The sequence below is a fragment of the Pseudomonas sp. PA-1-6B genome (genome assembly GCF_021609545.1).
Lineage (GTDB): Bacteria > Pseudomonadota > Gammaproteobacteria > Pseudomonadales > Pseudomonadaceae > Aquipseudomonas > Aquipseudomonas fluorescens_BV.
In genome coordinates, this window is sequence record NZ_WJZM01000027.1 from 43,761 (window position 1) to 64,317 (window position 20,557).

16 protein-coding genes are annotated in these 20,557 nt (G+C 59.4%); all 16 read right to left on the reverse strand.

The window, feature by feature from the left end:
* Positions 1-508: 508 nt before the first annotated feature.
* Positions 509-1,216 carry a 2-C-methyl-D-erythritol 4-phosphate cytidylyltransferase gene (ispD, locus tag GIV35_RS14630; RefSeq protein WP_236264608.1) on the reverse strand — a complete coding sequence of 236 codons (708 nt, stop codon included), beginning with the start codon at positions 1,214-1,216 and terminating at the stop codon, positions 509-511.
* Positions 1,213-1,491 carry a cell division protein FtsB gene (gene ftsB, locus GIV35_RS14635; protein ID WP_003189195.1) on the reverse strand — a complete coding sequence of 93 codons (279 nt, stop codon included), beginning with the start codon at positions 1,489-1,491 and terminating at the stop codon, positions 1,213-1,215. The genes ispD and ftsB overlap by 4 nt, the downstream gene beginning before the upstream one ends.
* 171 nt (positions 1,492-1,662) lie before the next feature.
* Positions 1,663-2,952 carry a phosphopyruvate hydratase gene (eno, locus tag GIV35_RS14640; protein ID WP_054897992.1) on the reverse strand — a complete coding sequence of 430 codons (1,290 nt, stop codon included), beginning with the start codon at positions 2,950-2,952 and terminating at the stop codon, positions 1,663-1,665.
* A 157-nt stretch (positions 2,953-3,109) separates the two neighbouring features.
* Positions 3,110-3,955, reverse strand: a complete 846-nt coding sequence (gene kdsA / locus GIV35_RS14645) for a 3-deoxy-8-phosphooctulonate synthase (protein ID WP_003189190.1) — start codon at positions 3,953-3,955, stop codon at positions 3,110-3,112.
* Positions 3,956-3,960: 5 nt separating this feature from the next.
* The gene (locus tag GIV35_RS14650; RefSeq protein WP_034126838.1) at positions 3,961-5,592 is read right to left on the reverse strand and encodes a CTP synthase; all 1,632 of its coding nucleotides are present in this window, start codon (positions 5,590-5,592) and stop codon (positions 3,961-3,963) included.
* 273 nt (positions 5,593-5,865) lie between these two features.
* Complete coding sequence (gene tilS / locus GIV35_RS14655) at positions 5,866-7,185, reverse strand: tRNA lysidine(34) synthetase TilS (protein ID WP_236264607.1); 1,320 nt, start codon at positions 7,183-7,185, stop codon at positions 5,866-5,868.
* 174 nt (positions 7,186-7,359) lie between these two features.
* Complete coding sequence (locus GIV35_RS14660; protein ID WP_003189182.1) at positions 7,360-8,307, reverse strand: acetyl-CoA carboxylase carboxyltransferase subunit alpha; 948 nt, start codon at positions 8,305-8,307, stop codon at positions 7,360-7,362.
* Positions 8,308-8,436: 129 nt separating this feature from the next.
* Positions 8,437-11,958, reverse strand: a complete 3,522-nt coding sequence (dnaE, locus tag GIV35_RS14665; protein WP_003189180.1) for a DNA polymerase III subunit alpha — start codon at positions 11,956-11,958, stop codon at positions 8,437-8,439.
* A 76-nt stretch (positions 11,959-12,034) separates the two neighbouring features.
* Positions 12,035-12,661: a ribonuclease HII gene (gene rnhB, locus GIV35_RS14670; RefSeq protein ID WP_161793220.1), complete on the reverse strand. Its 627-nt coding sequence runs from the start codon at positions 12,659-12,661 to the stop codon at positions 12,035-12,037.
* Positions 12,662-12,663: 2 nt separating this feature from the next.
* Entirely contained in the window at positions 12,664-13,803 is a 1,140-nt protein-coding gene (gene lpxB, locus GIV35_RS14675) for a lipid-A-disaccharide synthase (protein WP_034126836.1), read from the reverse strand.
* A 2-nt stretch (positions 13,804-13,805) separates the two neighbouring features.
* Positions 13,806-14,582, reverse strand: coding sequence for an acyl-ACP--UDP-N-acetylglucosamine O-acyltransferase (lpxA, locus tag GIV35_RS14680; protein ID WP_032893181.1), 777 nt, complete (start codon positions 14,580-14,582; stop codon positions 13,806-13,808).
* A complete protein-coding gene (gene fabZ / locus GIV35_RS14685; protein ID WP_003172281.1) occupies positions 14,579-15,019 on the reverse strand; it encodes a 3-hydroxyacyl-ACP dehydratase FabZ in 441 nt (146 codons plus the stop codon). Before fabZ ends, lpxA begins: the two co-directional genes overlap by 4 nt.
* A gap of 111 nt (positions 15,020-15,130) precedes the next feature.
* Entirely contained in the window at positions 15,131-16,186 is a 1,056-nt protein-coding gene (lpxD, locus tag GIV35_RS14690) for a UDP-3-O-(3-hydroxymyristoyl)glucosamine N-acyltransferase (RefSeq protein ID WP_105226021.1), read from the reverse strand.
* A gap of 3 nt (positions 16,187-16,189) precedes the next feature.
* A complete protein-coding gene (locus GIV35_RS14695; protein WP_003189173.1) occupies positions 16,190-16,693 on the reverse strand; it encodes an OmpH family outer membrane protein in 504 nt (167 codons plus the stop codon).
* Between the two features lie 45 nt (positions 16,694-16,738).
* A complete protein-coding gene (gene bamA, locus GIV35_RS14700; protein WP_223024428.1) occupies positions 16,739-19,126 on the reverse strand; it encodes an outer membrane protein assembly factor BamA in 2,388 nt (795 codons plus the stop codon).
* A gap of 74 nt (positions 19,127-19,200) precedes the next feature.
* A complete protein-coding gene (gene rseP / locus GIV35_RS14705; protein WP_105226020.1) occupies positions 19,201-20,553 on the reverse strand; it encodes a sigma E protease regulator RseP in 1,353 nt (450 codons plus the stop codon).
* Between the last annotated feature and the right edge of the window lie 4 nt (positions 20,554-20,557).

A 20,557-nucleotide genomic window follows, 5' to 3' on the forward strand; every position in this document is an offset into this window, starting at 1 on the left:
GCGAGGGAGCTTGCTCCCGCGACGGCCTGGCAGCCGACGCTGATCTAACTGACGCACCGCGATCCAACTGTGGGAGCTGGCTTGCCTGCGAAGACGGCTTGACAGTCAACACAGTCGGACCGTGTACATATCCATTCCTGCGGTAACGGCCACTTAGGGTTCCGCCCTGACGGCGGCTCACTTTGCAAAAGCGGCAAAGTAAGCAAAACGCTCTTGCCCCACCACTCGGCACCTCGCTTAGGCTCGGTGTGCCCGTAATCCGCCAGTGATTTGGGGGGTCGCCGCCACGCGCCATCCATGGCGCGGGGCGGCTAAACCGGCATCCCTGCCGGTTTACCCCCCAAATCCCTGTCGAATTCCGGCCAGCGTGGTTTAACGGGGCGCCTAAGATCAAAAGCAGATCAAGATCAAGAGCGTCTCGCTTCGCATCGTGGTTACCGTCGGCTGCTACAGCCTACAAAGTTGTATAGATACCTATGCTGCGATGAAGCAGACCCGGTCTGACAGGTTACCGCCGGTTAACCCAGCGCAATTTCAACCACTCCAAGTCTTCCGGCCGAGTCACCTTGATATTGTCCGAACGGCCTTCGATCAGGCGCGGTGCCTGCCCGGACCATTCCATGGCCGACGCTTCATCGGTGATCACCGCATCGGCCACCAGGCTGTCGGCCAAGGCGCGATGCAAGGCGCCCAGGCGGAACATCTGCGGCGTGTAAGCCTGCCAGATCAGGCGGCGATCAATGGTGTCCACCACACGGCCATGCTTGTCGACACGCTTGAGGGTGTCGCGTGCCGGTACCGCCAGCAGGCCGCCTACTGGATCGTCAGCCAGTTCCGCCAACAATTTGTCGAGGTCATCACGGCTCAGGTTAGGCCGCGCAGCGTCATGCACCAACACCCAGTCGTCATCACTTGCGCCCAGGGCGTTGAGTTGCAGCAGCGCATTGAGTACCGAGCCGGAACGTTCCGAGCCCCCGTCGGCACGCTGGATACGCGGGTCATTGGCGTATGCCAAGGTGGGCCAATAAGGATCGTCAATTGCAAGACTGACCACCAGGCCCTTGAGGCATGGATGGTCGAGAAAACAGCCGAGGCTGTGTTCGAGAATAGTACGCCCGCCCAATTGCAGGTACTGCTTGGGACGGTCCGCAGCCATACGGGCACCGACGCCCGCGGCAGGAATCACGGCCCAGAAGGCCGGTAAATCGTGGCTCATTGGGCCAACTGGTAGAGGGTCTCGCCCTCCTTGACCATGCCCAACTCATGACGAGCCCGCTCTTCAACGGTCTCCGTGCCTTTTTTCAGCTCAAGCACTTCAGCGTCGAGGACACGGTTGCGCTCCAGCAGGCGTTCGTTTTCGGCACGCTGGTCGGCAATTTGCTGGGTCAACTCTTCCACCTGCGCAAAGCTGCCATTACCGACCCATAGGCGGTACTGCAGGCCAGCCAGCAACAAGAGCAAGACGAGGAACAACCAATTGGGACTGCGCATCGAAATCCGGGTATCCATTGAATAAAGACAGTCATGCAAACCTTTTGCAGCAACTGATAGCACAAAGCCTGGAAAACCCAGGCTTGCGCTTGTCAGTCAGCAGATTAGCGCCGAAATTCACATTTCCGTGAGATTTCCGACGCAATCCGCCGACTTTTTACCATTTACTGCTTAGCCGCGAAACTCGCCGCGACCGTTGTACTTGGCCTTACCTGCCAATTGCTCTTCGATGCGCAGCAATTGGTTGTACTTGGAGACGCGATCGGAACGGCACAGGGAACCGGTCTTGATCTGGCCCGCCGAAGTACCCACGGCCAGGTCGGCAATGGTGGAATCTTCGGTTTCGCCGGAGCGATGGGAGATCACGGCGGTGTAGCCCGCGGCCTTGGCCATCTGGATGGCTTCCAGGGTTTCGGTCAGGGTGCCGATCTGGTTGAACTTGATCAGGATCGAGTTGGCGATCTTCTTGTCGATGCCTTCTTTCAGGATCTTGGTGTTGGTCACGAACAGGTCGTCACCCACCAGCTGGATTTTTTCGCCGATCTTGTCGGTGAGGATTTTCCAGCCATCCCAGTCGGACTCGTCCAGGCCGTCTTCGATCGAGATGATCGGGTAGCGCTGGGTCAGGCCCTTGAGGTATTCAGCGAAGCCTTCGGAGTCGAACACCTGGCCTTCGCCGGACAGGTTGTACTTGCCGTCTTCATAGAATTCGCTGGCGGCGCAGTCCAGGGCCAGGGTCACGTCGGTGCCCAGCGTGTAGCCAGCGTTGGCCACTGCTTCGGAGATGACTTTCAGTGCATCTTCGTTGGAGGCCAGGTTCGGCGCGAAACCACCTTCGTCACCCACGGCAGTGCTCAGGCCACGGGCCTTCAGTACAGCCTTGAGGTGATGGAAAATCTCGGTGCCCATGCGCAGGCCTTCGGAGAAGGACTTGGCGCCCACTGGCTGCACCATGAATTCCTGGATGTCGACGTTGTTATCCGCGTGCTCGCCACCGTTGATGATGTTCATCATCGGCACCGGCATCGAGTAGACGCCCGGAGTGCCATTCAGGTTGGCAATGTGTGCGTACAACGGCAGGTCCTGGTCCTGGGCTGCTGCCTTGGCGGCGGCCAGGGATACCGCGAGGATGGCGTTGGCGCCGAGGCTGCCTTTGTTTTCAGTGCCGTCGAGCTTGATCATTGCGTGGTCCAGAGCTTTCTGGTCCAGCGGGTCCTTGCCCAGCAACAGGTCACGAATCGGACCGTTGATGTTGGCTACAGCCTTGAGTACACCCTTGCCCAGGTAACGGCTCTTGTCGCCATCACGCAGTTCCAGCGCTTCGCGCGAACCGGTGGAAGCACCGGACGGCGCGCAGGCGCTGCCGATGATGCCGTTATCGAGAAGCACGTCGGCTTCGACGGTGGGGTTGCCACGGGAGTCGAGAACTTCACGACCTTTGATGTCGACGATTTTTGCCATTGTTGTAAACACTCCAAAGTTGACGAAAACGACGCAGCTGAAGGAAATCTTTTGACCGACCGCAAGGGTGGAACAACGGGGCAGGCTTGCAGACGACAAGGCTCAGGCCCGGGGGCCTGAGCGTAAAGCGTGGGAAATTCTACCGGAGAAATGCCAGTTACGCGGTCTCTACCGTCGGAAAACTCTTGACCAGCTCGTCCAACTGCTTGAGTTGGGCCAGGAATGGCTCCAGCTTGTCCAGGCGCAGGGCGCATGGGCCATCACATTTGGCGTTGTCCGGGTCCGGGTGAGCTTCAAGGAACAGGCCCGCCAGGGACTGGCTCATGCCCGCCTTGGCCAGGTCCGTCACCTGGGCACGTCGCCCGCCAGCGGAGTCCGAGCGACCACCGGGCATTTGCAGCGCGTGGGTCACGTCGAAGAACACTGGGTATTCGAACTGTTTCATGATGCCGAAACCGAGCATGTCCACCACGAGGTTGTTATAGCCGAAGCTCGAACCCCGCTCGCAAAGGATCAACTGGTCGTTACCCGCTTCCACGCATTTGCTCAGGATGTGTTTCATCTCCTGAGGGGCGAGGAATTGGGCTTTCTTGATGTTGATCACCGCGCCGGTCTTGGCCATGGCGACCACGAGGTCGGTCTGGCGCGACAGGAAGGCCGGCAACTGGATGATGTCGCACACCTCGGCGACCACGGCAGCCTGCTCAGGCTCGTGGACGTCGGTGATGATCGGCACGCCGAAGGCTTGCTTGATGTCCTGGAAGATCCGCATGCCTTCTTCAAGGCCCGGGCCGCGATAGGAGGTCACGGACGAACGGTTGGCCTTGTCGAAGCTGGCCTTGAAGACGTAAGGAATACCCAGCTTCTGGGTGACCCGCACGTACTCTTCACACACCTGCATCGCCATGTCGCGGCTTTCCAGCACGTTCATGCCGCCGAACAGCACCATGGGCTTGTCGTTGGCAATCTCGATGTCGCCTACGCGAATGATCTTCTGGGCCATCAGGTTTACGCCTTCTTCTGATGTTGCGTCAGTGCTGCTTTGACGAAACCACTGAACAACGGGTGACCGTCACGCGGTGTCGAGGTGAACTCCGGGTGGAACTGGCAAGCCACGAACCAAGGATGATCCGGTGCCTCGACCACTTCAACCAGCTTGCCATCACCGGAGCGGCCGGAGATTTTCAGGCCAGCTTCTTTGATCTGCGGCAGCAGGTTGTTGTTCACTTCGTAACGGTGACGGTGACGCTCGACGATCACGTCCTTGCCGTAGCAGTCGTGTACCAGCGAGCCGGCTTCCAGCAGGCAATCTTGTGCACCCAGGCGCATGGTGCCGCCCAGGTCGGAAGTTTCGGTGCGGGTTTCAACGGCGCCGGTGGCGTCTTCCCACTCGGTGATCAGGCCCACGACCGGATGGCCGCTGGTGTGATCGAACTCGGTGGAGTTGGCGTCTTTCCAGCCCAGCACGTTACGGGCGAACTCGATAACAGCCACTTGCATGCCCAGGCAGATACCCAGGTACGGCACCTTGTTTTCACGGGCGTACTGCACGGCAGTGATCTTGCCTTCCACGCCACGCAGGCCGAAACCGCCGGGAACGAGGATAGCGTCAACACCTTCGAGCAGCGCGGTGCCTTGGTTCTCGATGTCTTCGGAGTCGATGTAGCGCAGGTTGACCTTGGTACGGTTGCTGATACCGGCGTGGCTCATCGCTTCGATCAGCGACTTGTACGCGTCCAGCAGTTCCATGTACTTGCCGACCATGGCGATGGTGACTTCATGCTCAGGGTTGAGCTTGGCGTCGACAACCGCTTCCCACTCGGACAGGTCGGCGCCGCCGCACTGCAGGCCGAAACGCTCGACCACAAAATCATCCAGCCCCTGGGAATGCAGGATGCCCGGGATCTTGTAGATGGTGTCGGCGTCTTCCAGGGCAATCACCGCACGTTCTTCAACGTTGGTGAACTGCGCGATCTTGCGGCGCGAGGAAATGTCGATCGGGTGATCGGAGCGGCATACCAGCACATCCGGCTGCAGGCCGATGGAACGCAGTTCCTTGACCGAATGCTGGGTAGGCTTGGTTTTGGTTTCGCCGGCAGTGGCGATGTACGGCACCAGTGTCAGGTGCATCAGCATCGCGCGCTTGGCGCCGACTTCGAAACGCAACTGGCGGATGGCTTCGAGGAACGGTTGGGACTCGATGTCACCCACGGTGCCACCGATCTCGACCATCGCCACGTCGGCATCGCCTGCACCCTTGATGATGCGGCGCTTGATTTCGTCGGTGATGTGCGGGATCACCTGGATGGTTGCACCCAGGTAGTCACCACGGCGCTCTTTGCGCAGCACGTGCTCGTAGACACGGCCGGTGGTGAAGTTGTTGTTCTGGGTCATGGTCGTGCGGATGAACCGCTCGTAGTGGCCCAGGTCCAGGTCGGTCTCGGCGCCGTCGTGGGTGACGAACACTTCACCGTGCTGGAACGGGCTCATGGTGCCCGGGTCAACGTTGATGTACGGGTCCAGCTTGAGCATGGTGACCTTAAGTCCCCGCGCCTCCAGGATGGCCGCCAATGAAGCGGAGGCAATGCCTTTCCCCAATGAAGAAACAACACCGCCCGTGACGAATATGTAGCGCGTCATGAAAAACCCTAGAAGTCTGCGTTAAAGCGGTCCGAGCCGCCGGGGAAAGCGAAGGAAGGCCGAAGCCCCCGATCACCTGCATTAATCACAGTGCACCTTTCAAAAAAACCGCCGCGTTGTGACAGACCAGCAATGAAGCACCGGTACGTTGATCGCTACACATTTTTTGGAATCGCCCAGCAAAGACTGCTTGGTAATCGGCAACGACTGCGATTCAGGCGAATCCACAGAAGTTGTATCAAGAAGGGAGCGTAGTCTACCGGAAAGGCGCTATCAGCTCAAACCTTGATCGCAGGTCTGTGGCAACCAATCCAATTGCACCTCACCCACCGACCTGGACCATGCCCCCGCAACGCTTGGCACAGCCAGCAATTGCTCGCCCCGATAGACCAGCGGCAATCTGCCACGGGCGAAGCCCGGCATGCCGCTTTCATTCAGCAGACGTTTGAGATCCCGCCGGCCTCGGCCTGCTACGTCGATGATTTCGCCACCCTGGCGATAACGCACCTCCAGCGGGCCTTCGGGGGCCTTGCCGATAAATCTCAGTTGACCATTGCCCGTTAACTCTAGTGGATTTTGCGGATCGGGCCAGCTCACCGATGCGTCGGAAAACTCCGACCATGTTGAGGGCAACCACCAGATGCGTTCACCGCTACGCTGCATTTGGCCGTCGGCCAGGCGCCACAGAGGCTGAGCGTCGCTCTTGGCATCGCGCAGGGCATACCAACCGGCCCAGTGGTCGCTGTCGGGTAAACGGGTCAGTGGCGTGAGCCAATGCCGCAGGGCGTTACGCTGGCGGGCATCGGATAGCTCGCGTAATGGTTCAAGCGCCAGGGACGGCAGAGGCAACCAGGGAAACGCAGAAGGCTGATCGGCGCGCTGCAGGTCCATCAGCGCCAATTCGTCGAGCAGCCCTTGAGCCTCGGTCATGTGTTCAGCCGTGCGAGCCAAGTGGGTGATCGCCTGTGGCCAGCGTTCCGTCAGCGTGGGAAGTACGCGGTGACGCAGGTAATTGCGGGAAAACCGTGGATCAACGTTGGAGGGGTCTTCGATCCACTGCAACTGATGCTGATGGGCATAGGCTTCCAGGTCGCTACGGGAAAATGCCAGCAAGGGCCGCACCAAGTACCCCTGTGCCAAGGGGCGATGCTCAGGCATAGCCGCCAGCCCTCGTACACCGGCGCCACGCAGCAGGCGAAACAGCAGGGTTTCGGCTTGATCGTCGCGATGCTGGCCAGTGAAAAGCACCTCCCCCACCCCCAGGACCTGCATGAACGCTTGGTAGCGCGCCTCGCGGGCCGCACGTTCAAGGCTCGCACCCTGACTGACCTGCACGCGCATGACGCGCAAAGGTACGCCCAGGCTGTCGCAGACCGATTGGCAATGAGAGGGCCAAGCATCGGCAGCAGCTTGCAGGCCATGGTGGACATGGACGGCGCTGACAGGAGGCAGATTTTCGATTTTGGCCAATGAGGCCAGGAGGTGCAGCAGAACGGTGGAGTCGAGACCGCCGGAGAATGCGATATGCCAGGCCGGCGCGTTGCGCCAGTCGGCCAGGGTGTGCAGGAGTGTGGCCGGCAGGGTTGGTTTCATCACACGTCACCGCCGCAAAGCTTGAATACGTTCGTCAGCATACACAAAGCAAATGTGGGAGCCGGGCTTGCCTGCGATGCAGGCACCTCGGGGTATCAGTGATACCAAGGTGATGCTATCGCCGGCAAGCCAGCTCCCACACAAGCCGGCTACCACATTGGGTACAGCGTCGGCTTAGAGGCCGTAGCTCATCAGGCGCTCATAACGACGAGCCAGCAGCGCTTCGTTATCCAGCTTCTTGAGCATCGCCAGTTGCGACCCCAACTCGGCACGGATGGTCGCAGCGGCGGCAGCCGGGTCACGGTGAGCGCCGCCCAGTGGCTCGGCGATGACCTTGTCCACGATACCCAGGCCTTTGAGGCGATCGGCGGTGATGCCCATGGCTTCGGCAGCGTCCGGCGCCTTTTCGGCGGTTTTCCACAGGATCGAGGCACAACCTTCCGGCGAGATCACCGCGTAGGTCGAGTACTGCAACATGTTCAGTTGGTCGCAGACACCAATGGCCAGGGCACCGCCGGAACCACCTTCACCAATCACAGTGGCGATGATCGGGGTTTTCAGGCGCGCCATGACGCGCAGGTTCCAGGCAATCGCTTCGCTCTGGTTGCGCTCTTCGGCGTCGATACCCGGGTAGGCACCCGGCGTGTCGATGAAGGTCAGGATCGGCATCTTGAAGCGCTCGGCCATTTCCATCAGGCGGCACGCCTTGCGATAGCCTTCCGGGCGCGGCATACCGAAGTTGCGGCGTACTTTCTCGCGCACTTCACGGCCTTTCTGGTGACCGATCACCATCACCGGCTGGTCGTCCAGGCGAGCGATGCCGCCCACGATGGCTGCGTCGTCCGAGAAGTGACGGTCGCCGTGCAACTCGTCGAACTCGGTGAAGATGTGTTCGATGTAGTCCAGGGTGTAGGGACGGCGCGGGTGGCGAGCCAGGCGCGCGATCTGCCAGCTGGTCAGCTTGCCGAAGATGTCTTCGGTGAGCGTGCTGCTCTTGTCTTGCAGGCGAGCGATTTCATCACCGATGTTCAGCGAATTGTCATTGCCGACCAGGCGCAGCTCTTCGATCTTGGCTTGCAGGTCAGCGATCGGCTGTTCGAAATCAAGAAAATTCGGGTTCATAAGCGTCCGTCTTGGGTCGACGGCCAAGGGGTGCCTGGCCAGCCGGTTGTCTATTCGCGCCCTACCTTAAGGGAGAGGCGCGTTTAGGTCGAGATTAAATGTTTAGTCGAGATCAGATCTATCTGACCGTCAACGGTATTGGAGGAAGACGTTGTCTCGCCCGAACTGGTCACGCAAAGCTTGAATCAAGCCATCAGCGGGATCAATTCGCCACGTCTCACCAAACTGCAACATGGCCTTGGCATCGCTGCCGGTGTACTCCATGGTCACCGGGCATGCGCCACGATGGCGTTTTAGCAGGTCACCCAACCAGCGTAGCTGATCGCCCTTAAGCGCTTCGGTCTTGACCTTCAGGCGCAGGCTTTCGGCCAGGTTGGTGCGGGCGTCTTCCATGCTCATCACGCGCTTGATGCGCAGGCGCAGGCCACCGGAGAAGTCATCATTGCTGACCTCCCCTTCCACCACCACCATGGCGTCGGTCTGCAACAGCGACTGGGCGGAATGAAACGCGTCGGCAAACAATGACGCTTCGATGCGGCCCGAGCGGTCATCGAGGGTGATGAAGCCCATCTTGTCGCCCTTCTTATTTTTCATCACCCGCAGGGCAATGATCATACCGGCGACGGTCTGGGTATCCCGCGCCGGTTTGAGGTCGATGATGCGCTGGCGTGCAAAACGGCGGATTTCGCCTTCGTACTCGTCAATCGGGTGACCGGTGAGGTACAGGCCCAAGGTGTCTTTTTCACCCTTGAGGCGTTCCTTCAGAGTCAGCTCCTTGGCCTTGCGGTGATTCGCGTAGACATCCGCATCTTCTTCGACGAACAGCCCGCCAAACAGGTCGGCGTGGCCGCTGTCATGGGTACGGGCGGTCTGTTCGGCGGCCTTGATCGCCTCTTCCATGGCGGTCAGCAGCACCGCACGGTTGCGGTCGATATTGGCCTGGTAAGCCTTCGGCTCATCATGAAAATACGGGCCAAGACGGTCGAGTGCGCCGCTGCGGATCAGGCCATCGAGGGTACGCTTGTTGATGCGTTTGAGGTCAACGCGTGCGCAAAAGTCGAACAGGTCCTTGAACGGCCCGTCCTGACGCGCTTCGGTAATGGCCTCGACCGGGCCTTCGCCCACGCCTTTGATCGCGCCGAGGCCATAGATGATGCGGCCTTCGTCGTTCACCGTGAACTTGAACTCCGAAGCGTTCACGTCCGGCGCGTCGAGGCGCAGCTTCATGGTGCGCACTTCCTCGATCAAGGTCACGACCTTGTCGGTGTTGTGCATATCCGCCGAGAGTACCGCCGCCATGAATGGTGCCGGATAGTGGGCTTTCAACCAGGCGGTCTGGTACGACACCAGGCCATAGGCGGCGGAGTGGGATTTGTTGAAGCCATAACCGGCGAACTTTTCTACCAGGTCGAAGATGTTACCGGCCAGGTCGGCATCGATGTTGTTGGTGGCGCAACCTTCAATGAAACCGCCGCGCTGCTTGGCCATTTCCTCGGGCTTTTTCTTACCCATGGCGCGACGCAGCATGTCCGCACCGCCGAGGGTGTAGCCGGCCATCACCTGGGCGATCTGCATCACCTGTTCCTGGTACAGGATGATGCCGTAGGTCGGCGCCAGTACGGGCTTGAGGCCTTCATACTGATAGTCGGAATGCGGGTAAGCCAGCTCGGCCCGGCCGTGTTTACGGTTGATGAAGTCATCCACCATGCCCGATTGCAGCGGGCCCGGACGGAACAGGGCCACCAGTGCGATCAAGTCTTCCAGGCAGTCGGGCTTGAGCTTTTTGATCAGCTCCTTCATACCCCGGGATTCAAGCTGGAACACTGCGGTGGTTTCGGCTTTTTGCAGCAGGCTATAGGTCGGTTTGTCGTCCAGCGGGATAAACGCGATATCCAGCGGTTCTTCGCCGACCTTGGCACGGTCGCGGTTGATGGTCTTGAGTGCCCAGTCGATGATCGTCAGGGTCCGCAGGCCGAGGAAGTCGAACTTCACCAGGCCGGCGGCCTCCACGTCGTCCTTGTCGAACTGGGTGACCAGGCCGTCGCCTTCTTCATCGCAATAGATCGGCGAAAAGTCGGTGAGCTTGGTCGGCGCAATAACCACACCACCGGCGTGTTTACCGACGTTACGCACCACGCCTTCGAGCTTGCGCGCCATGTCCCAGATTTCGGCGGCTTCTTCATCGACCTTGATGAAGTCGCGCAGGATTTCTTCCTGCTCGTAGGCTTTTTCCAGGGTCATGCCGACTTCGAACGGGATCATCTTCGACAGGCGGTCCGCCAAACCGTAGGACTTGCCCTGCACCCGCGCCACGTCGCGGATTACCGCTTTGGCGGCCATGGAACCGAAGGTGATGATCTGACTTACTGCGTTGCGGCCGTATTTCTCGGCCACGTATTCAATGACGCGGTCACGACCATCCATGCAGAAGTCGACGTCGAAGTCGGGCATGGATACCCGTTCCGGGTTCAGGAAACGTTCGAACAGCAGGTCATATTCCAGCGGGTCGAGGTCGGTAATCTTCTGTACGTAAGCCACCAGCGAGCCAGCACCTGACCCCCGGCCCGGACCTACCGGCACGCCGTTGTTTTTGGCCCACTGGATAAAGTCCATTACGATCAGGAAGTAACCGGGAAACCCCATCTGGATGATGATATCCAGCTCGAAATTCAACCGATCGACATACACCTGGCGCTTGGCTTCGTAGTCCTCGGTGGTGTCCTTGGGCAGCAGGACGCTGAGGCGTTCCTCCAGGCCATCGAACGACACTTTGCGAAAGTATTCGTCGATGGTCATGCCATCGGGAATCGGGAAGTTGGGCAAAAAGTGCTTGCCCAGCTTCACTTCAATATTGCAGCGCTTGGCGATCTCGACGGAGTTTTCCAGGGCCTCGGGCAAGTCGCTGAACAGCTCCGCCATTTCCTCGGCGCTTTTGAGGTACTGCTCTTCGCTGTAGTTCTTCGAGCGACGCGGGTCGTCCAGGGCCCGGCCTTCGCCGATGCACACGCGGGTCTCGTGGGCTTCGAAATCTTCTTTCTTGATAAAGCGCACATCATTGGTCGCCACCAGCGGCGCACCCAGCTTATCGGCCAGGGCTACGGCAGCGTGCAGATGCTCTTCATCGTTGGGGCGGTTGGTGCGCTGGACTTCCAGGTAGAACCGGCCTGGGAACACCTGCATCCACTCACGCGCCAGCACTTCGGCTTCCTGAGGGTTGCCGCCCAGCAGCGCGATACCGATTTCGCCCTCTTTGGCCGCCGAGAGCATGATCAGGCCTTCGCTGGCTTCGGCCACCCACTCGCGCTCGATGATGATCGAGCCGTTGCGCTGACCATCGATAAAGCCACGGGAGATCAGTTCGGTGAGGTTGCGATAACCCACGCCGTTCATCGCCAGCAGGCTGATGCGGCTCAGGGGGTTATCCGGGTCTTTGTTGGACAGCCACAGATCGGCGCCGCAGATTGGCTTGATGCCGGCGCCCATGGCGTTCTTGTAGAACTTGACCAGGGAACACATGTTGTTCTGGTCGGTAACCGCAACCGCAGGCATGTTCATGCCCACCAGGGTTTTGACCAGCGGTTTGATCCGTACCAGGCCGTCGACCAGGGAGTACTCAGTGTGCAGGCGTAGATGAACGAATGAAGCCGGCATAGTGATCCTGTCTTGATACATGAAAACAACAAGGCCCGGATTGTACCGGGCCTGGGTAAAAACATCAGCCTTGCTGCTATACCTCGATCAGACTTTCACGGGCCTCATAAGCCTGGCGCACCGGGGCAAACGAGCGGCGATGGATCGGGGTGGGGCCGAGCCGAGCCAGGGCTTCCAGATGAACGGGCGTCGGGTAGCCTTTATGGCCACCAATACCGTAACCGGGATAGATCAATTCGAACGCGGCCATTTCACGGTCGCGGCTGACCTTGGCCAGGATCGAGGCGGCGGCAATGGCGGGAACCTTGCTATCGCCCTTGACCACCGCTTCGGACGGCATTGTCAGTTTGGGGCAGCGGTTACCGTCGATCATCGCCATTTTCGGGGTGATGTGCAGCCCTTCCACAGCGCGCTGCATCGCCAGCATGGTGGCGTGCAGGATATTCAGCTCGTCGATTTCTTCGACTTCAGCCCGGGCGATATGCCAGCTCAAGGCTTTCTCACAGATCTCGTCATAGAGCTTTTCGCGACGGGCTTCGGTGAGCTTCTTCGAATCGTTGAGCCCCAGGATCGGGCGGTTCGGATCAAGGATCACCGCCGCCGTGACCACTGCGCCACACAGCGGGCCGCGCCCGACTTCGTCAACACCCGCCACCAGTTCGTGGGCTTGGGCGACGAGACTGAAATCCAGGCCCATTTGCATGGTCATAAGGCTTCCTGTTTATGGCCGATCAGGGTCAACACGGCGTCGGCCGCCTGGTTCGAGGCATCACGGCGTAACGTGCGATGAATATCGTCGAAACCACGGGTCTGCTCTTCGCCGCCGTCAATCAAGGGTAGTAGGGTTTGCGCAAGCGCTTCGGGCGTTGCATCGTCCTGCAACAACTCCGGCACCAGCAGGCGCTGGGCCAGCAGGTTGGGCAAGGAAATGTAAGGGCTCTTGACCATGCGCTTGAGGATCCAGAAGGTCAGTGGCGCCAGGCGATAGGCCACGACCATCGGCCGCTTGTACAGCAAGGCCTCAAGCGTGGCAGTGCCCGAGGCGATCAACACCGCATCGCAGGCTGCCAGGGCCAGGTGGGACTGGCCATCGAGCAGGGTCAACGGCAGGTTGCGACCTTCCAGCAGGGTTTCGATCTGTGCACGACGTTGTGGACTGGCGCAAGGCAGCACAAAGCGGATTCCCGGCTTTTGCGCCTGAAGACGTTCGGCAGCATCAAAAAACAACGCACCCAAGCGCCCCACCTCACCGCCACGACTGCCCGGCATCAACGCCACCAACGGGCCATCGGGCAAGCCCAGCTCGGCGCGCGCAGCCGCACGATCAGCCTGCAAGGGAATGGCGTCCGCCAGGGTGTGGCCGACAAACCGCACCGGCACGCCCTTCTCCTCGTAGAACCGGGCTTCGAATGGAAGCAAGGTCAACATCAGGTCGCAGCCTTCGCGGATTTTCAACACACGCTTCTGGCGCCACGCCCACACGGATGGGCTGACGTAGTGCACGGTCTTGATCCCGGCCTGGCGCAACTTGAGTTCGATATTGAGCGTGAAGTCCGGCGCATCGATGCCGATAAAGACGTCAGGTTTTTCTTCGATCAGCGTCTTGATCAGCAGCTTGCGGCGAGCCAGCAGCTCACGCAGGCGCCCCAAGACTTCCACCAGCCCCATGACCGACAGGCGCTCCATGGGGAAATAGGAGGTCAGGCCTTCGGCCTGCATCAACGGGCCGCCGACCCCGATAAATTCCACCGCCGGATGCTGGGCCTTGAGCGCGCGCATCAAGCCAGCACCCAGGATATCGCCGGAAGCTTCACCGGCCACGAGCGCAATACGCAGAGTGGCCATGATCAGCGGGTGATGCCGCGAGTCGAGGTCTGGATAGAATCACGGAATACCGCGACTTCCGGGAACTGCGTGGCAGGCTCGGCCAACTCGGCCAGGGCCTGCTCCACGGTCAACCCTTGGCGGTAAACCGTCTTGTAGGCACGGCGCAGGGCGTGGATGGCTTCTTCGCTGAAACCACGACGACGCATGCCTTCAAAATTCATGCTGCGGGCTTCGGCAGGATTGCCGAACACCGTCACGAATGCCGGGACATCCTTGCCGATGGCGGTGCCCATACCGGAAAAGCTGTGGGCGCCGATATGGCAGTATTGATGTACCAGGGTGAAGCCGGAAAGGATCGCCCAGTCATCAACGTGCACATGGCCTGCCAACGCAGTGTTGTTGACCAGGATGCAATGATTGCCGATCACGCTGTCATGGCCGATGTGCGCATAGGCCATGACCAGGTTGTGATCACCCAAGGTGGTTTCGGCGCGATCCTGCACGGTGCCACGGTGAATGGTGACGCCTTCACGGATAATATTGTGGTCACCGATTACCAGGCGTGTTTCTTCACCCTTGTACTTCATGTCCGGGGTGTCTTCGCCTACCGAGGAAAACTGGTAGATGCGATTGTGTTTGCCAATACGGGTCGGACCCTTGAGGATCACGTGCGGCCCGATGACAGTCCCCTCGCCGATTTCCACACCTGCGCCGACGATCGACCAAGGGCCGACCTCAACGTCGGCGGCCAGTACGGCCGACGGATCGATGATTGCGCGAGGGTCAATCAAACTCATAGTTTGCGTTCCGCACAGATGATCTCGGCAGAGCACACCGGCTTGCCATCTACCGAGGCCTGGCATTCGAACTTCCAGATCTGGCGTTTGCAACTGATGAACTTGGCTTCCAGGATCAACTGGTCACCCGGGGTGACCGGGTTGCGAAAACGCAGCTTGTCCGAACCCACGAAATAGTAAAGCGTGCCGTCAGCAGGCTTGAGGTCGAGCATTTTGAAACCAAGGATACCGGCAGCCTGGGCCATGGCTTCGATGATCAACACACCTGGCATGATTGGATGCGCAGGAAAGTGACCATTGAAGAATGGTTCGTTGATGCTGACATTCTTGTAGGCACGAATGCGCTTTTCCTCGACATTGAGGTCCACTACGCGGTCCACCAGCAGGAACGGGTAACGGTGAGGCAGGTATTCGCGAATCTCGTTGATGTCCATCATTTCGGGGGGAAGCCTGTAATAAAGATTGGGGGCGGGCGCACCAGGCGCACGCCCCGCTAGCAAATCAAGGAGGCCGTCTAGCGGCTGCGCACACTTGATATGGAAATGGTATCAGCCTTCTGATGAAGCATTACCGCCAGGGGTCACGTCCCCGACACGCTTTTCAAGCTGTTTGATACGTCGTGCCATGTCGTCGATCTTCCTCAAACGCGCGGCGCTCTTGCGCCATTCGGCCGCAGGTTGCATCGCGGTACCGGACGAGTAGGCCCCTGGCTCTGTGATCGAGTGGGTCACCATGGTCATGCCGGTGATGAAGACGTTGTCGCAAATATCGATATGCCCCACCAGCCCTACGCCACCGGCGAGCATGCAATGCTTGCCGATCTTGGTGCTGCCGGAGATGCCCACGCAGGCCGCCATGGCGGTGTGATCGCCAATCTGTACGTTGTGGGCGATCTGGATCTGGTTATCGAGCTTCACACCGTTACCGATCACGGTATCAGCCAGGGCCCCGCGATCCACGGCGGTGTTCACGCCAATCTCCACATCATCGCCGATCAATACGCCACCGACCTGGGCGATCTTGTGCCAGACACCTTTGGAGTTGGCAAAGCCAAAGCCTTCGCCGCCGATAACAGCACCGGACTGAATGACCACACGCCGACCAATACGCACATCGTGGTAGAGGGTCACGCGGGGAGCCAGCCAACCATCAGCACCAATTTCACAGCGTGCACCGATAAAGCAGTGGGCACCCACGGTGACACCAGCACCAATACGCGCCCCGCTTTCGATCACGGCGAATGCACCGATGCTGGCGGCAGGATCAACCTGGGCATCATCGGCGATCACGGCAGACGGGTGAATACCGCCGGCCGCCTTCGGCTTGGGATCGAACAGGTGCGACGCCTTGGCGTACGACAGGTACGGGTCGGCCACCACCAGCGCGTCCCCGGTAAACCCTTCGGCGTCGGCGGCCTTCAGCAACACGGCTGCGGCCTGGCAGTCGACCAGGTATTTACGGTATTGAGGATTTGCGAGGAAGCTCAACTGAGCTGGGCCAGCCTCCTGCAAGGTGGCTAGCCCAGTGATTTCTTTCTCCTTGGAGCCACGCAAGGTGGCCCCCAGGAACTCGGCCAACTCGCCGAGCTTGATAGTCGCTGTCATGGTTTACTTCAGCTGGTTCATGCGCTCGATCACCTGGCGGGTGATGTCGTATTGAGGCTTGACGTCGATCACGGCGCCACGCTCGAACACCAGGTCAAAGGCACCCTTCTTGATGACTTCTTCCACAGCGCTGTCCAATTTCGGCTTGAGCTGCTTGAGCATTTCGCGGTCGGCCACAGCCTTGGCTTCGTTCAGCTCCTTGGATTGGAACTGGTAGTCACGGGCCTTTTGCTTGAATTCAAGCTCCAGACGCTCGCGCTCGCCTTGCTGCATCTTGTCGCCACCGGCTACAAGGCGGTCCTGGATACCCTTGGCGCTGCTTTCCAGCGTCTTGAGCTTGGTCAGTTGCGGACCGAATTTCTTCTCGGCATCCACGGCGTATCGCTTGGCCGCATCGGACTCCAGCAGGGCCATCTGATAGTTCAGGACCGCGATTTTCATTTCGGCGAAGGCCGGGGTGGTGACCAGCACAGTGGCCAGCAAGACCAATTGAGTCAACTTACGCACGATGTACTCCTACAGAATCCGTTGTCGTTATCTTAGGTCAGACGCTTAGAACGTCTGGCCGAGGGAGAATTGGAAAATCTGGGTTTCAGCGTTATCCGGTTTCTTGATCGGCATGGCCAGAGCAAAGCTCAACGGGCCCAGCGCAGTCACCCAGGTCACACCCACGCCAACAGAGCTCGCCAGGTTGCTGAGGCTCACGTCGTTGCACTGAGTGTTGGACTTCACGCCACTTGGGTTGGTGATCTGATCGCACTTGGAGTCAAACACGTTACCCACGTCCCAGAAGACCGAAGTACGCAGGGAACGCTGATCTTTTACGAATGGCAGCGGGAACAGAATTTCGGCACCACCCTGGATCAGCACGTTACCACCGAAAGGAAGCGGGTCGTTGTCGGAGTCCACTTGCGTACCCTGGTTACCTGTAAAGGCCTGGCCACGGCTCGGCGTGCCACGCGGACCCAAGGTACTGTCCTTGAAGCCACGTACCGAGTTGAAACCACCTGCATAGTAGTTTTCATAGAACGGCAAGCCATTGGTCGAACCATAGCCGTCGCCATAGCCCAACTCTGTGTGCAGGCGCATGGTGTAGTTATCGCTCAACGGCTGGAACAACTGGCCGCGGTAGTCGAGCTTGAAGAACGACAGGTCGCTGCCCGGCGTAGTGACTTCCGCGGTCAGGCTCTGGGAGTGGCCGCGGGTTGCCAGTACACCTTTGTTCAGGGTCGACTCGGACCAACCGGCAGACGCCTTGAAGTTCAGGAACTTGTCGCCTTCACGACGGGTGAAGTCGAAGATTTCGTCCACGGTGTACACACCGGTCTTGATCTCATCCTGCTGGGCTGTGAGGCCGAAGGTCAGGCGCGAGGTCTCGCTGATCGGGTAACCCACGTTGACACCGGCGCCCAGGCTGTCGATCGCATAGCTTGCAACGTCAACATCGAGGTCTTTGTAGTCGGTGGTGCGATAGAAGGCGTTGTAGCCCAGGCTCACACCGTCTGCAGTCCAGTAGGGGTCGGTGTAGCCGAAGTTGTATCGGCTCTGGTATTCGCTGCGGGTCAGGCCGATGGACACACGGTTACCGGTACCCAGGAAATTGTTCTGCGTGATGGAACCACCCAGGATCAAACCGGCACTCTGGGCGAAACCGACGCTGGCGGTGATCGAACCCGAGGCTTGTTCTTCAACGGCGTAGTTCACGTCTACCTGGTCATCCACACCCGGTACGGCCGGGGTTTCGACGTTGACTTCCTTGAAGAAGCCCAGGCGTTCAAGACGGGTCTTGGACTGGTCGATCAGGTAAGTCGAAGCCCAGCCACCTTCCATCTGACGCATTTCGCGACGCAGCACTTCGTCCGCAGACTTGGTGTTGCCACGGAAGTTGATACGGTTGACGTAGGCACGCTTGCCAGGATCGACGACGAAGGTGATGTCCACGGTGTGGTCTTCATCATTCGGGGTCGGCACGCCGTTGACGTTGGCGAAGGTATAACCTTCGTTACCCAGGCGGCGGGTGATCAGTTCGGACGTGGTGGTCATCAGCTTGCGCGAGAACACCTGGTCCTTCTGCACGAGCAACAGGGACTTGACCTGGTCTTCAGGCACTTTCAGGTCGCCGCTGAGCTTGACGTCACGAACCTTGTACTTCTCGCCTTCGTTGACGTTGACGGTGATGTAGACGTGCTTCTTGTCCGGGGTGATGGACACCTGGGTCGAAGCGATGTCCATGTTGATGTAGCCACGGTCCAGGTAGTAGGAGCGCAGGCGTTCCAGGTCACCGGAGAGCTTTTCACGGGCATACTTGTCATCGTTCTTGAAGAACGACAGCCAGTTGGTGGTCTTGAGTTCGAACAGGTCAATCAGGTCGTCATCGGCGAACTTGGTGTTGCCCACCACGTTGATGTGCTGGATGGCGGCGACGGTACCTTCGTTGATGTTGACCTTCAGGCCTACACGGTTACGAGGCTGGGGGATCACTTCGGTTTCCACGGTCGCGGAGTAGCGGCCCTGGGCAACGTACTGGCGTTGCAGTTCGTTACGCACACCCTCAAGGGTCGCGCGCTGGAAGATCTCGCCCTCGGCCAGGCCCGATTGCTTAAGGCCCTTCATCAGGTCCTCAGTGGAGATGGCCTTGTTACCTTCGATCGCGATACTGGCGACGGAAGGTCGCTCGACGACCGTGATGACCAGGACGTTGCCTTCGCGACCCAGTTGGATATCTTGAAAGAACCCGGTTTTGAACAGCGCACGAGTGGATTCCACCAGGCGACGATCATCCGCCTGTTCCCCGACGTTCAACGGCAAGGCACCAAAGACGCTACCCGCGGAGACCCGCTGGAGGCCATTGACGCGAATATCGGAGATGGTGAAGGACTCGGCGTGAACTTCGGCGATCATCAATACGGTGAGAACCGCAGTTAGCAGCAGACGTTTCATGAAGTCCTTTCTTATTCCAACTGGCAATAAACAAACTGCCGCAAAATGCGGCAGATTCGCAATTCAGCGAAGCGTTACAGACGTCCCAGATCGTTGACCAGGGCTAACAACATCACCCCGACCACCAAACTGATACCAATCTGTATCCCCCAACCCTGCACCCGATCCGACAAGGGGCGACCACGCACCCACTCGACCAGATAAAACAGCAGATGCCCCCCATCCAATACTGGAATGGGCAGCAAATTCAGAACCCCAAGGCTAATACTCAGATAAGCCAGGAAATTCAGGAAATCCGCGACACCCGACTGGGCAGAAGCGCCCGCCACTTTAGCAATGGTTATCGGTCCACTCAAGTTTTTTACCGAGAGCTCACCGAACAACATTTTCTTGAGGGATTCGAGGGTCAGCACGCTCATGGTCCAGGTGCGTTTCGCGCCCTCTGCAATCGCTGCCAAAGGCCCGTAGCTGACCTCTCGCACCATCGATGGCGGCCATTCGACACCTTTGACCCCGGCCCCCAGGTAACCCCCGGCCGCCTTGGCTTCGCCTCGCACCGACAGGGTCACGGGGACGTCGATTTGAGCACCCTCGCGCTCAACTTTCAGCACAATTTTGGTATCAGGGCGCACACGCACCAGGTCGACCACCTGCTGCCAGTCACCCAGTGCCTGGCCATCAAGGGCCAACAGGCGATCACCGGTTTTCAGGCCAGCAGCCTGGGCCGGACCCTTTGGATCAAGCTCGGCCAGCACCGGCGGCAAGGCCGGACGCCAAGGGCGGATCCCCAGGGATTTGATCGGATCGGGCTCATCGGCGCCCTTGAGCCAATGGTCCAGCGCCAATGCCCGCGGGGTTTCGGCGCTGGAGTCCTGGTCACGCACTACCACATTGACGGTGCCGCTTTCACCCAGGCGACGCACCAACTGCAAATTGACCGCGCCCCACCCTGTGGTGGGTTCGCCATCAATGGATACAATTTCCTGCCCAGCCGTCAGGCCGGCCTTGGCTGCAATGCTGTCGGCTTCGACCGCACCAATGACCGGGCGCACCTGCTGGCTGCCCAGCATGGCCAAGACCCAGAAGAACACCATCGCCAACAGGAAGTTGGCAATCGGCCCCGCCGCAACAATCGCAATACGCTGACGAACGGTCTTGCGATTGAAGGATTGGTCCAGCTGGTCTGCAGGCACTTCGCCTTCGCGCTCATCGAGCATCTTGACGTAGCCGCCCAACGGGATAGCAGCAATGACAAACTCAGTGCCGCGGCGATCATGCCAGCGCAACAACGGCATGCCGAAACCGACGGAAAAGCGCAATACCTTGACGCCGCAACGACGCGCCACCCAGAAGTGGCCGAATTCGTGGAAGGTCACCAACACACCCAGAGCAACCAGGGTGCCGACAATCATGTAGAGCGCACTCATCTAA